Origin of the sequence: Streptomyces sp. 2-1 (assembly GCF_048564895.1) — a bacterium.
Classification (GTDB): domain Bacteria; phylum Actinomycetota; class Actinomycetes; order Streptomycetales; family Streptomycetaceae; genus Streptomyces; species Streptomyces phaeochromogenes.
Window position 1 is genome coordinate 1,287,169 of the sequence record NZ_CP183383.1, and the last position, 13,721, is coordinate 1,300,889.

The 13,721-nt window shown below is 70.0% G+C and carries 10 protein-coding genes; 7 read left to right on the forward strand and 3 right to left on the reverse strand.

Annotation, left to right across the window (positions count from 1 at the left end; all coding sequences use genetic code 11):
- The first annotated feature begins 285 nt into the window (after nucleotides 1-285).
- The 7 genes from ACN20J_RS05820 (at nucleotide 286) to ACN20J_RS05850 (ending at nucleotide 9,745) form a co-directional block, all read left to right on the forward strand.
- Entirely contained in the window at nucleotides 286-1,158 is an 873-nt protein-coding gene (locus ACN20J_RS05820; RefSeq protein ID WP_419665410.1) for a universal stress protein, read from the forward strand.
- Nucleotides 1,159-1,318: 160 nt separating this feature from the next.
- Entirely contained in the window at nucleotides 1,319-4,006 is a 2,688-nt protein-coding gene (gene ppdK / locus ACN20J_RS05825; RefSeq protein WP_419665411.1) for a pyruvate, phosphate dikinase, read from the forward strand.
- 281 nt (nucleotides 4,007-4,287) lie between these two features.
- Nucleotides 4,288-5,013 (forward strand): CBS domain-containing protein, encoded by a 726-nt coding sequence (locus ACN20J_RS05830; protein WP_361915998.1) that lies wholly within the window; start codon nucleotides 4,288-4,290, stop codon nucleotides 5,011-5,013.
- 214 nt (nucleotides 5,014-5,227) lie between these two features.
- A complete protein-coding gene (adhE, locus tag ACN20J_RS05835; RefSeq protein WP_419665412.1) occupies nucleotides 5,228-7,930 on the forward strand; it encodes a bifunctional acetaldehyde-CoA/alcohol dehydrogenase in 2,703 nt (900 codons plus the stop codon).
- Nucleotides 7,931-8,095: 165 nt separating this feature from the next.
- On the forward strand, nucleotides 8,096-8,572 hold the full coding sequence (locus ACN20J_RS05840) for a pyridoxamine 5'-phosphate oxidase family protein (RefSeq protein WP_361916004.1): 477 nt from the start codon (nucleotides 8,096-8,098) through the stop codon (nucleotides 8,570-8,572).
- Between the two features lie 130 nt (nucleotides 8,573-8,702).
- Nucleotides 8,703-9,368 (forward strand): DUF4389 domain-containing protein, encoded by a 666-nt coding sequence (locus ACN20J_RS05845; protein WP_361916007.1) that lies wholly within the window; start codon nucleotides 8,703-8,705, stop codon nucleotides 9,366-9,368.
- The gene (locus ACN20J_RS05850; protein ID WP_361916010.1) at nucleotides 9,365-9,745 is read left to right on the forward strand and encodes a hypothetical protein; all 381 of its coding nucleotides are present in this window, start codon (nucleotides 9,365-9,367) and stop codon (nucleotides 9,743-9,745) included. Before ACN20J_RS05845 ends, ACN20J_RS05850 begins: the two co-directional genes overlap by 4 nt.
- Before the next feature lie 44 nt (nucleotides 9,746-9,789).
- On the opposite strand, the gene ACN20J_RS05855 is transcribed toward ACN20J_RS05850, so the two are convergent.
- From ACN20J_RS05855 to ACN20J_RS05865, 3 genes are all read right to left on the reverse strand, one after another.
- Entirely contained in the window at nucleotides 9,790-11,580 is a 1,791-nt protein-coding gene (locus tag ACN20J_RS05855; RefSeq protein WP_419665413.1) for a PAS domain S-box protein, read from the reverse strand.
- Between the two features lie 344 nt (nucleotides 11,581-11,924).
- Nucleotides 11,925-12,848 (reverse strand): universal stress protein, encoded by a 924-nt coding sequence (locus ACN20J_RS05860; RefSeq protein WP_419665414.1) that lies wholly within the window; start codon nucleotides 12,846-12,848, stop codon nucleotides 11,925-11,927.
- A 161-nt stretch (nucleotides 12,849-13,009) separates the two neighbouring features.
- Nucleotides 13,010-13,627 carry a DoxX family membrane protein gene (locus ACN20J_RS05865; protein ID WP_189838899.1) on the reverse strand — a complete coding sequence of 206 codons (618 nt, stop codon included), beginning with the start codon at nucleotides 13,625-13,627 and terminating at the stop codon, nucleotides 13,010-13,012.
- Nucleotides 13,628-13,721: the final 94 nt, after the last annotated feature.

Below are 13,721 nucleotides of genomic sequence, written 5' to 3' on the forward strand. Positions count from 1 at the left end.
CCGTACCGAAAGCGGCATGGGCCGTACGGGGACGAAGCGAGGGACGTTCGGCCCCGTGTACGGGGCCGGGTCGTAGCCGTCTCATCGCCTGGGTGGTGGCACGGGAACCGAGCAGGAACCGGCCCACCGCCGCAGTGCGTACGGACCGTCGCGAGAGCGGGACCAGATGGCCGCAGCTCGGGACCTCTGGCCCATGGAGGAGGTGACCGCGTCGGAGCGAGGCTCGGAGCGAGTACCGGCGGCCGCTGCCGCCCACCCGTCGTACCGGACCCGGAGGTATCTCCCATGCTTCGCCCCATCACCGTCGGCCTGGACGGTTCTCCCGAGAGTCTGGCCGCAGCCGACTGGGCCGCCGGCGAGGCTCAGCGCCGCGGCCTGCCGCTGCACTTGGTCAACGCCTGGCTCTGGCAGCCGCACGACGTGCCCGTCGCCGACGACCGGAAGACCCAGAAACGCTGGGCCCTACGCCTGCTGCTCGAGTCCGAGGAGGATCTGCGTGCCCGGTACCCGCAGCTGACGATCGACACCGAGCAGGTCTCCGAGTCGGCCACCGAGGTTCTGCTGAGCCAGGCGGAGAAGGCCGAGATGCTGGTGCTGGGCTCCAGCGGGCACGGCGCCATCGCCGGGTTCCTCCTCGGCTCCGTCGGCCAGCACGTGCTCGCCAAGGCGAAGTGCCCGGTGGTGATGGTACGAGCGAAAACGCAATCCGCGGCCGAGGCGAACACCGGGGAAGTGGTGGTCGGGCTCCAGGATCTGGGCACACAGTCCGGCCCCCTTCTGGAGTTCGCGTTCCGTGCGGCGGCCACCCGCGGAGCGACGCTCCGTGCCGTACACGCCTGGGATTTGCCTCCGCTGTACGGACGCGGCCCCGAGGCCGGACAGGCGGCGGTCAAACCGGGTGGCCTGGCCGAACAGCAGGAGAAGGCACTGTCCAAGGCCCTGCAGCCGTGGCGGGAGAGGTTCCCGCAGGTCACAGTGGTTGAGACAGTCGACCTCGCCTTCGCCTCCGGAGTCGTGCTGCAGGCCGCAGCGGATGCCGCCCTCGTGGTCGTGGGCCGCCGCGTACACCGGCCCGCGCTCGGCATGCGCATCGGCCCGGTCGCGCATGCCGTGCTCCACCACGTGGCCGCCCCCGTCGTCATCGTCCCGCACGACTGACGGACAGGTCCACCGGCCTCGGGAACGTCCATGGCACGGGCGCCCTGCAAGAGCCCGTACGAGCGGTACCGAGCGGAAGACCCCAGCACCTCATATCCCTCCCGGAGAGCCGGCTCCACGTCCAGCGACTCCCCCGAATCCGAAGGAAGAGCACACCGCCATGGCCCACTACGTGTACGAATTCACCGAGGGCGGCCGTGACATGGCCGACCTGCTCGGCGGCAAGGGCGCCAACCTGGCCGAGATGACCCGGATGGGTCTGCCCGTGCCGCCCGGGTTCACCGTCAGCACCGAGGCCTGCCGTGCTTTTCTCGCGACCGGCAGTGAGCCGGACGGGCTGTTCCGCGAGGTCTCCCGCCACCTGACCGCCCTGGAGCAGGCCGCTGGGCGGCTTCTGGGGCAGCCGGACGACCCGTTGCTCCTGTCAGTCCGCTCCGGCGGCCGTTTCTCCATGCCCGGCATGATGGAGACGATCCTCGACATCGGCCTCAACGACGACTCCGTACTCGGTCTGGCGAAGTCCTCAGGGAACGAGCGCTTCGCCTGGGACTCCTACCGCCGCCTCGTGCAGATGTTCGGCAGTACCGTCATGGGAGTCGAGAGTGCGCTGTTCGAAGGCACCTTGGCCCGCCTCAAGGACATGCGCGGCGCGGCCGACGACCTGCATCTGGACGCCACCGACCTCGCCGGGCTCGTCGAGGCCTACAAGGACCTGATCCACCACGAGACCGGCGAGGACTTCCCGCAGCTCCCCGCCGAGCAACTGCGGCGTGCGATCCTCGCCGTCTTCGAGTCCTGGAACGGCGAACGCGCCCGGCTCTACCGCCGCCGCGAGCACATCCCGGACGACCTCGGCACCGCGGTCAACGTCCAGACCATGGTCTTCGGCAACCTCGGGCCCGACTCCGGCAGCGGCGTCGCCTTCACCCGGGACCCGGCCACCGGCGCCCCGGGCGTGTACGGCGACTACCTGCCCAACGCCCAGGGAGAGGACGTCGTCGCGGGCATCCGCAACACCATCCCGCTGGACGGGCTGAGGGACCTGGACCCGACCTCGTACGCGCAACTGCGCGACCACATGCGGACGTTGGAGACCCACTACCGCGACCTGTGCGACATCGAGTTCACCATCGAGCGCGGCAGGCTGTGGATGCTGCAGACGCGGGTCGGAAAGCGCACCGCCGAGGCAGCGTTCGCCATCGCCGCCGCGCTGGTCGACGAGGAACTGATCACCGCGGACGAGGGCCTGGCACGGGTCGGCGGGGACGGACTGTCCCGGTTGATGTTCCCCCGCTTCGACACCTCGAAGGTCGGGCAGGCACTCGCGCACGGCATCCCGGCCTCACCGGGCGCCGCCGTGGGCGCCGCGGTCTTCGACTCCGCCGAGGCCGTCCGCCGCGCCGCGGCCGGGGAGAAGGTGGTCCTCGTACGCCAGGAGACCACCCCCGACGACCTGCCGGGCATGATCGCCGCCCAGGCCGTGCTGACCAGCCGCGGCGGCAAGACCAGCCATGCCGCCGTGGTCGCCCGCGGCATGGGCAAGGTCTGCGTCTGCGGCGCCGAGGAACTCGCTGTCGACACCGGCGCGCGGCGCTTCACCACCGACGGCACCACGGTCGAGGAAGGCACGGTCATCTCGGTGGACGGCTCCGAAGGCGCCGTGTACCTGGGCGCCGCCCCGCTCGTCGACTCCTCCGTGATGCGCTACTTCGAGACCGGCGAACACTCCGTAGGACTGGTCGAGGCCGTGGCCCGCGCCATGAACCGGGCCGACGGAGTACGACGGCTTGGCGTGCGGGCGAACGCCGACACCCCCGAGGACGCGGCCCGGGCCCGACGGTTCGGTGCCGAGGGCATCGGCCTGTGCCGCACCGAGCACATGTTCCTCGGCGAGCGCCGGCAGTTGGTCGAGGCGATGATCCTCGCCCGCACGGACGCCGAACGCGAACGGGCCCTCGACGGGCTGCTGCCCCTGCAGCGAGAGGACTTCGTCGGCATCCTGGAGGCGATGGACGGCCTGCCCGTCACCATCCGCCTCCTCGACCCGCCCCTGCACGAGTTCCTGCCCGACCGCACGGAACTCGCCGTACGGCTGGCCGCCGCCGAGGCCCACGGCAACCCGCCGAGCGCACACGACTTCGAGCTGCTCGAGGCCGTGAACCGTATGCACGAGGAGAACCCGATGCTCGGCCTGCGCGGAGTACGCCTGGGCCTGGTGGCGCCGGGCCTGGTCGCCATGCAGGTACGGGCCATCGCCGAGGCGGTCGTGGAGCGCAAGCGCGCGGGCGGAGATCCCCAGGCGGAGATCATGGTGCCGCTGATCGACACCGTCGAGGAACTGCGGCTCGTGCGCGAGGAAGTGGAGCAGGTGCTCGCCGAGGTCTCCAGTGCGTCGGGCGTCCCCGTCCAGTGCCCCGTGGGCACGATGATCGAGCTGCCGAGGGCCGCGCTGACTGCGGGCCCGATCGCGCGGGAGGCGGAGTTCTTCTCCTTCGGCACCAACGATCTGACCCAGACCACCTGGGGCTTCTCCCGCGACGACGTGGAGGCGGCGTTCTTCTCCGCCTACCTCGACAAGGGCATCTTCAAGGTGTCCCCGTTCGAGACGATCGACCGGGAAGGTGTCGGCCGCCTGGTCGAGATCGCGATCACGGAGGGCCGCGCCGCGCACCCCGGACTGAAGATCGGCGTCTGCGGCGAGCACGGAGGCGACCCCGAGTCGGTCCACTTCTTCCACACAGTGGGGCTCGACTACGTCTCCTGCTCCCCGTTCCGCGTCCCGGTCGCCCGACTGGAGGCCGGACGGGCCGCGCTCCACGGGCCCGCGGACAACGACGACAGCAAGTGACGAAGAGCCGGGCTCCGCTCCGGCAGGGAGGTTCGACCCCGGTCGCGGGACACTCGGCCCCTGCCCCGGCCGGCAGCCGGGCGAGAGGCTGAACAGGCACCGGAAGCCGGGCTGCCGGAGCCGTCCGCAGGGGCGGCCCCGGCCGGTCCCACCGCTCGGGCCCGCGCTTCCGGCCCCCGGACACCCGCCGCGGGCGACAGCTCCCGCCGGAGTCCGACGCCGCCCACAGGTGCGCGACTCGGAATCAGCCGCTCTCCTGTACCCGTAGAGGAGGAAATGCCGTGAAGACCCGCACCGTCGGCGAGGTGATGACCAGCGAGGTCGTCGAAGCCCGCCCGGAGACGTCGTTCAAGGACGTGGCACGGCTGCTGGACGGGCATCGCATCAGTGGGCTGCCCGTCGTGGATCACGACGACAAGGTCCTGGGAGTGATCTCCGAGACCGACCTGATACACCAGCAGGCATTCCGCGCCGACCACGGCCGGGAGCGCCGCTTCCGGATGCCCGCGCTGCGGCGCGCGGCCCGCGCGGCGGCCACCAAGGCGACTGCCGTGACCGCGGAGGAGCTGATGTCCACGCCCGCGATCACCGTGCACCCGGAACAACGCGTCGCGGACGCCGCACGTGTGATGGAGCGCCACCACATCGAGCGACTCCCGGTGGTGGACGAGGAGGACCGCCTCATCGGCATCGCCACGCGCCGCGACCTCCTGCTCGTCTTCCTCCGCACGGACGACGAGATACGGCAGGAGGTGATCGACGAAGTCCTGACCCAGGCCATGCTCCTGCCGCACCAGAGCGTATTCGTCTCGGTCAACGACGGGCTGGTCACACTGGAAGGCCGGCTGGAGCGCCGCAGCGACATTCCACTGACGATCCGGCTGACCTGGCGGGTGGACGGAGTCATCGGCGTGATGAACAGCCTCACGTTCCGCCTCGACGACACCCGCCCGCCCGAGAATCACCCCTCACCCACGATCGACCACCACTGGCTTCCGGAGCGGTGACACCCGGCACTCACGGACCGGGGCCGGTCGGCCCCTCAAGGGGACCATCGGCATCTGCGGAACGGCACGGGGCCGGGGAGACCGTAGTGGTGGGAGCGGTACCGATCCCCCGCGGTGCCGCTCCCACCATCGCTCCCCACACGCCGCGCACGCACCGGCCTCGCTCGAATCGCTGGCCTTGCGCAACAGACTTCAACAACGGAGGCAGATCCCCATGACCCGGCATGACGACAACCGGCCCCGGCCCGCTTCGGACGACGGTGCGCCGTCGGACATCGCCATCGCCGTCGACCGGTTGGTCACGGACGGGCTCAAGGCGCTCGCCGACTACGAGTCCATGGACCAGGAGCAGATCGACCACATCGTCAAGAAGGCCTCGGTCGCCGCCCTGGACCAGCACACCGAGCTGGCCCGCCTCGCCGTGCAGGAGACCGGACGCGGAGTCTTCGAGGACAAGGCCGCCAAGAACATGTTCGCGTGCGAGCACGTCACCCACAGCATGGACCGCATGAAGACGGTCGGGGTCATCGCCCGCGACGACATCGACGACATGGTCGAGATCGCCGAACCGGTCGGTGTCCTGTGCGCGATCACACCGGTCACCAACCCGACCTCCACCACGCTCTTCAAGGCCCTCATGGCACTGAAGACCCGCAATCCGGTCGTCTTCGCCTTCCACCCCTCCGCACAGCGCTGCAGCGCCGAGGCGGCCCGCATCGTCCGGGACGCGGCCGTCGCCGCGGGAGCCCCCGAGCATTGCGTGCAGTGGATCGAGTCCCCCTCCATCGACGCGACCGGCGCACTGATGCACCACCCAGGTGTCTCGCTGATCCTCGCGACGGGCGGGAATTCAATGGTCAAGGCCGCCTACTCGGCCGGGAAGCCCGCGCTCGGGGTGGGCGCCGGCAACGTCCCCGCCTACGTCCACAAGAGCGCCCGCCTGCGCCGCGCCGTCAACGACCTCGTCCTGTCCAAGGCGTTCGACAACGGCATGATCTGCGCCTCCGAGCAGGCCGTCATCCTGGACACGGAGATCTACGACGCGGCCCTGGCCGAGTTCCGCATCCTGCACGCCCACCTGGCCACCGCCGAGGAGAAGCGGAAGCTGGAGGCGTACCTCTTCCCCACGGACTCCTCGAACCGGGGGCACCCCCGGCCTTCGGCCGGCGGCGGCTGTGAGCCCAAGGTCAACTCCGCGGCCGTCGGGCGGAGCCCGGCATGGATCGCCGAACAGGCCGGCTTCACCGTGCCCGTAGACACCTCGCTCATCCTCGTCGAGGCCGACCATATCGGCCCGGACGAACCCCTGACCCGCGAGAAGCTGTGCCCCGTTCTGACCGTGCTGCGTGCCAGTACTCAGCGACACGGCTTCGATCTGGCCGCCGACATGGTCGCCTTCCACGGCCAGGGCCACAGCGCCGTCATCCACACCCAGGACGCGGCACTGGCCGAGGCGTACGGCACACGCATGAAGACGGTACGGGTCATCGTCAACGCCCCGTCCTCGCAGGGCGCGATAGGCGGCATCTACAACAGCCTGCTCCCCTCGCTGACCCTGGGCTGCGGCTCCTGGGGCAGTACCTCGGTGTCCAACAACGTGTCCGCCGCCAACCTGCTGAACATCAAGCGCGTCACCGGTCGCCACAACAACCTCCAGTGGTTCAAGGTGCCGCCGAAGATCTACTTCGAACCGGGATCCATCAGCTACCTCGCCTCCATGCCGGAGGTCCACCGCGTCACGATCGTCACCGACGCGACCATGACCCGGCTCGGCTTCGTGGACCGTGTCGGCCGCGTCCTGCAGCGCCGCGCCCAGCCCGTGACGGTGCAGATCATCGACAACGTCGAGCCCGAACCGAGCATCGACTCCGTGCGGCGCGGCGCCCGTCTCATGCACGACTTCCGCCCGGACACCATCATCGCTCTGGGCGGCGGCTCACCCATGGACGCCGCCAAGGTGATGTGGCTGCTCTACGAGCAGCAGGCCGTCGGCAGGGAAATGGACTTCGCCGACATGCGGCAGAAGTTCTCCGACATCCGCAAACGGGCCTTCCGCTTCCCGGTCCTGGGCGAGCGCGCCCGCCTGGTGTGCATTCCGACCACCTCCGGCACCGGCGCCGAGGTCACCCCGTTCGCCGTGATCTCCGACCCCGCGACCGGCAAGAAGTACCCCCTTGCCGACTACGCGCTCACCCCCAGTGTGGCCATCGTCGACCCGCTGCTCACCGCCGACCTGCCCCCGGCCCTCGCGGCCGACAGCGGCTTCGACGCCCTCACTCACGCCATCGAGGCGTACGTGTCCGTCTACGCGAACGACTTCACCGACGGCCCTGCCCTGCACGCCATCAGGCTCGTCTTCGACAACCTCGAACCGGCCGTGAACGACCGCGACGCCCGGCCCGACGCGCGGGAGAAGATGCACAACGCGGGCACCATCGCCGGCATGGCCTTCGGCAACGCCTTCCTCGGCATCGTCCACGCCATGTCCCACACGCTCGGCGCGACCTTCCACATCGCCCACGGCCGCACCAACGCCGTCCTGCTGCCGCACGTCATCCGCTACAACGGCACCGTCCCGACGAAGCTCACCGGCTGGCCCAAGTACGAGCACTACCGCGCCCCCGAGCGGTTCCAGGACATCGCCCGCACCCTCGGCCTGCCCGCGGCCACCCCGGCCGAGGGCGTCGAGTCGCTGGCCGCCGCCGTGGAACGGCTGCGCGACGGCGTGCACATAGAACCGTCGTTCCACGCCCTCGGCATCGACGAGCAGACCTTCCTCGACGCGCTGCCCCAGCAGGCTCTCAACGCCTACGAGGACCAGTGCGCGCCCGCAAACCCGCGCATGCCCATGCTCGACGACATGCAACGGCTCATGCGCACGGCCTACTACGGCGAGGCGGGCGCTCCCGGCGAATAGGGTCGACCGGTCGGCGACATGGACCGAACGGCCCTAGTACGGCGGGATCAACCGCCGTTCCATTTAGATCCACTGCCCGCACCCGGAATCGCTCCGTGGCTGTGGCAACCGTTCCTCAACCCGCCGAGACACGTAGTGAGCGACGAATCCGTACGGAAGTTCATCATGGCAACCGAGAACGCCCAGCAGCCCGCCGCAGGACCGCGGCAGAGCGTCGAGCTCGACAGCGCCGAAGCCCTGAAACTGCTGGGCAGCGTGTCGCTGGGCAGGGTCGTCTTCACCCAGCACGCGCTGCCGACCATCCGTCCGGTCAACCACGTCCTGGAGGACGGCGACATCATCATCCGCACCCACGAGGGCGCGGCCCTGACCTCGCACACGCGGCACGCGGGAGGTGAGGGCGTCGTCGTCGCCTACGAAGCCGACACCATCGACCCGAACACGCACCTCGGCTGGAGCGTCGTGGTCACCGGATACGCCCACCTGGTCACCGACGCCGCGGAGGTGGCCCGCTATCGGGCGATGCTCCGCCCCTGGATGAACCGGGCCATGGACTACACGGTCCGCATCCGTCCCGACCTGGTCACCGGAATCCGTCTCACGTCCGCGCCCGGGCCGGACGGCGGGCACGAAGCGAGCTGAGCCGTCGAAGGGCCGACAGGCCCAACGGGACAACCCCACTCAGCCCTCGCGGCCGCGACCGTGCGCGGCGGACGCTGGTCATGTGCCGGTGGTGTACTTCGGCCGGCGCGGGACGAAGGAGCTGATCTCCATGACGACCCTCGTGGGATTCCCGGACCGCCCGGTCCGGGTGAACGCGGACCTGGACGCGCCGCTGTCCCGGTGGCTGTGGCTGGTGAAGTGGATCCTGGTCATTCCGCACTACGTGGTGCTGTTCTTCCTCTGGATCGCCTTCGCCGTGGTGAGCGTGATCGCGTTCTTCGCCATCCTCTTCACCGCGCACTATCCGCGCGCACTGTTCGACTTCAACCTGGGTGTGCTGCGCTGGAGTTGGCGAGTCGCCTACTACTCGTACGGCGCCCTGGCCACCGACCGCTACCCGCCCTTCAGTCTGCGTGCGGAACCCGACTACCCGGCGCGGCTGGACATCGCCTACCCGGAACGGCTCTCCCGGGGCCTGGTGCTGGTGAAGTGGTGGCTCCTGGCCGTCCCGCACCTCATCGTCGTCGGCTTCTTCCTCGGCGGCTACCACCTCGGGTGGTGGTCGGGCGGACTCGTCGCCCTGCTGACCGTCATCGCCGGCGTGACCATGGCCTTCACCGAGAAGTACCCGAAGGACCTGTTCGACCTGATCCTCGGTCTCAACCGCTGGGTGCTGCGCGTCGCCGCGTACGTCGCCCTGATGACCGACTCGTACCCGCCGTTCCGGCTGGATCTGGGCGGCACCGAACCGGCCGATGCGGAGGAGTTGTCGTGACCACCATGCTGGTGACCTTGTTCCTGATCGCGCACGGGCTGCTGCACCCGGGCGTCTGGACGGCGCCGGCGCAGCCCGGCAATCAGCTCGCCTTCGACCCCGGGCACTCGTGGGTTCTCGAAGCGGCGCACGTCTCCGCCGCCCCGGCCAGGGCCACGTCGCTGGCGCTTGCCTGGTACGTGGCCCTGGTCTACGTCGTCGCCGGGGCCGGGGTGGCTGCCGGAAGCGGCTGGTGGCCCACCGCAGCGATCGTGGCGGCCTCTACCGGGCTTGCCCTCAAGGCGATCTGGTTCGATCCGTGGCTCAGCGTCGGAGTACTGCTCGACGTGAGTGTCATCGTCGCCGTGGCCGGCACCTGGCCCGCGTCCCTCTACTGAACCGACCACGCCACCCGCCGGCCCGGGCCCGTCGGCGACAGGCACTACAACACGAGGGTGAACCACGTGGTCTTGCCCTCGTCGGTGGGACGGACGCCCCAGGTGTCGGCGAGGGCCCGGACGAGGATCAGTCCTCGTCCGGATTCATCGTCCTCGGCCGCGAGCCGTGGCTGGGGCAGATGCGGGCTGTGATCACTGACCTCGACGGTGAGTTCGGTGGCGGTGCGGCACAGGTGCAGACCGAGGGGGCCCTGGGCATGCTGAACGGCGTTGGTCAGGATCTCGGAGAGCAGGAGTCGTGCGTCGTCCGCGGTCGTGGTGCAGTCCCAGGAGGTGAGGGCCTTGGTGAGGAAGGCGCGGCCCTCGGGTACTGATTCGGGGACGGCCGGCAGGTCGGTGGTGACCGCGGCCAGGGGCGCGTCGGGGAGCTGGGTCAGCAGCAGGGTGACGTCGTCGTTGTGGCCCTCCGCGTCGGGCAGCAGGGCGGCCAGGACGCGATCGGCGGCGACTTCCAGGTCGGGGGCGGTGGTGAAGAGGTCACTCAGTACGTCGGTGAGCTGCGCGAGTTGGTCCTCGATGTCACTGCCCGGGGTTTCGATCAGGCCGTCCGTGTAGAGCACGAGTGTGGCACCGGCCGGGATCTCCGCGCTGGTCTGCTCGTAGAGGACTCCGCCGACACCGAGGGGTGCGTTCACGGGTGCCGACAGCGCCCGGGCGCCTTCACCGGGTGCGGCGATGAGGGTGGGCAGGTGTCCGGCCGAGCAGATGGTCACCTCACCCGCGTCGGCCGCGATCACCAGGTAGCAGCAGGTGACCAGCTGGTCGGGCACGTCCAGATCGGCGACGACCGTCTCCAGGGCCTGCATGAGCTGTCGGGGCTGCATGCCGGTCTTGGCCAGGGCATGCGCGGCGGAGCGCAACTGGCCCATGACGGCGGCGGCTTCCAGGCCGCGGCCCATCACATCACCGATCAGGACGCCGACCCGGCCGGCTCCCAGCGGAACGAGGTCGAACCAGTCGCCGCCCACCCCGGCCCCCTGAGTGGCGGGCCGGTAGCGGCTGGCGGTGGCCAGCCCCGGGATGGCGGGCGGTGTGCCCATCAGACTGCGCTGCAGGGTGAGGGCGATGTGGCGTTGCTGTTCGTACAGGACGGTCAGTTCCGCTTCGGCCCGCTTGCGGTCGCTGATGTCGCGGACGATGGCGCACGCCCCGATGACCGTTCCGTCCGGGGAGCGGGTGGGCCACAGCGTGATATCGACGTCCAGGAGGCAACCGGAACGCGTCAGCCGCAGGGTCTCGAAGTGCTCGATCCTCTCGCCGTCGCGCAGTTGGTCCATGAGCGCGTCGATCTCGTGTCGGCGTTCGGACGGGGCGAGCAGGGACACATGGCGGCTCATGACGTCGTCCCGGGTGTACCCGTACAGCCGTTGGGCGGCGGCGTTCCAGTAGGTGATGTGACCGTCGAGGGTCTTGGCGAGGATCGCGTCCTGGGAGGACTCGACGAGTGCGGCCAGCTCGTTGATACGTTCCTCGGCCCGTCTGCGGTCGCTGACGTCACGGACGGCGGCGGAGACGAGCAGGCCGTCGGCGGTCTCCAGCGGGCTGAGGCTGATCTCGACCGGGAACTCGGTGCCGTCCCTGCGCAGCCCGTGCAACTCCAGGCCCGCTCCCATCGGGCGCACCTGACGGTTGGCGGCATAGCCGTCGCGGTGCTGGACGTGGTGGGCACGGAAACGGCCGGGGATGAGCAACTCGACGGGTTGGCCGAGGAGTTCTTCGCGTCGGTAGCCGAAGAGCGCCTCGGTCTGCGCGTTGACGAGTCTCATGGTTCCCATGTCGTCGACGATGACCATCGCGTCCGGCGCCGCCTCCAGCAATCCCCGGAACCGCTCCTCGGCGCCTTCTGAACCGCCCTTGAGCGCTCCCGCACAGCATTCGCGCCCTCCGCGGCAGGCCACTGGGGCTGCCGGGATTGACGCCGGTCCGACCGTGTCACGCATGTCCGCCCCCAACGACCCGCATCTCGATATCAGTTGGGCCATCCCAGCGTGTTTCGGTCACAGCGACTCCGGCATGTTCCTTACTGTCCGTACAACGGCCGAACCTGTTCCCTGTGAGAGCACGCAATGCCCGTCTGCCGACGCCTCCGCCCCTGCTGTGAGCGGTGCCGCCCTCGTGGTCAGTCGTGCGGGACCACCGCTACCGGCGCGGTGGCGTGATGCAGGACCGCATGGGCCACAGGGCCTATGTGAGTGCCGAACTGCGCGTTCCGGGTACGGCGGCCGACGACCACCAGTGCCGCGTCCCGTGAGGCATCCACCAGGTGCGCGCCCGCTCCGCCGATCACAGTCTGCTCGTTCACCTCGACGCCGGGGAACTTTGTCCGCCACGGTCGCAGTACGTCGCTCAGCTCGTGCCGTACCCGGGCGGTCAGTTCGGCGTCGTACTCGGGGTCGACGATTCCTCCGTAGCCGCGGGAGGAGACCGGCAGGCTCCAGCCATGGAGAACGCGCAGGTTCGCGGCACGGCGTGAGGCGGCGTCGAACGCGAACTCGATCACTTTGTCGTCGGGGTTGCGCAGGTCCAGCCCGAGCACGACGTCGCGGTACGGAGTGACCGTGGACGCGACTCCGGCGCCGTCCGGCAGGTGCTCGTCCTCGGCGCGCCCACCGGCCCGTACGAGGACGACGGGCCGGGTCGTCCTGCCCACGACGGCCAGTGCGACGGAACCGAGCAGGAACCCGGTGACTCCGTTCAGGCCCCGGGACCCGAGCACCAGCACGTCGGCGTCCTCGGCGGCGGCGAGCAGCACGGGTACGGGCTTCTCCGCCATGCTGTCAGTGCCGATCCGCAGGCCGGGGTACCGACGCGCAAGTCGGCTCTCGGCCTCACGCGGCATGTGCGCGGCCCAGTCGCGGTGCGCGTCGCTCACGGACCGCGGCACACTGACTCCGCCCAGCGGTGCGTATGCGTACGGCTCCCATTCTCGGGCGTGCACGAGCCGCAGAGGCATGTCACGGAGCAGGGCTTCACGGGCGGCCCAGTCGACGGCGGCAAGGCTCTCGGGCGAGCCGTCCAGACCGGCGGTTACATTGCGGGGCATGTCAGAACCTCCTTGAGGGGGATGTGGATTCAGTTTCCGGGCCGGGCAGTTGCGCCAGGAGGGGCCGCTGGTCCCTGGTGGGACCCATTGGTCCCGGGTGGCATCACGATCGCGGGGCGCCACCGCGTCGTCGCGGTGGCGCCCCGGGCCGAGCCGAGTGGTCAGAGCAGCCAGCGGTTGCGGCTGACGAACGGCAGGCGTGCCCACGCCTTGCCCAGGCCCCACGTGGCGCCGGCGCCTGCGGCCGCGAGGGCGATGAGGACGACGGCGTAGATCAGGTGGTAGTCGGCGAAGGGGTTGGTGGACATGCTCAGCGAACCGTCGGACAGGTGCTTGGCCGGGGGCCACTCCGCGATCCACATCAGCGCCATCATTACGGTGCCCGCGACCGCGGCGAGCCGCAGCGCGATGCCGGAGACCAGAGCGAGACCGATGCCGAGCAGGCCGAGCATGAACAGCCAGTCGGCCCAGCCGGCCCCGGCCCAGTCGTGGAACGTGGACTCCATCGGTCCCACGGCGACGCCGCCGAGGAAACCCTTGGTCGGCGAGCCGCCGTCGATCCAGGCCTTGCCGGAGCCGGTCGCGTAGCCGAAGCCGAAGGTCTTGTCGAGGAAGGCCCACAGGAAGACGAACCCGGTCAGCAGGCGCAGCCCGGCGAAGACGTACGAACGGGTCGCCGTGACCGTCGCGGTCTCGGCGTCGCCGGACGCGGTCCTGGTCCGGCGCACCGACGGGAGGTGGAACCCCGTGTGCCGGTGGGGGTGCTCGTGGACTGCCATGATGCTCATCCCTTCCAAGGGCCGGTGGACGAGGCCTTGGTGGCTCTCGTTGCGCCTTCAATGTCCCGCTGCGGCAAGGGAGTTCGGAGGGGCT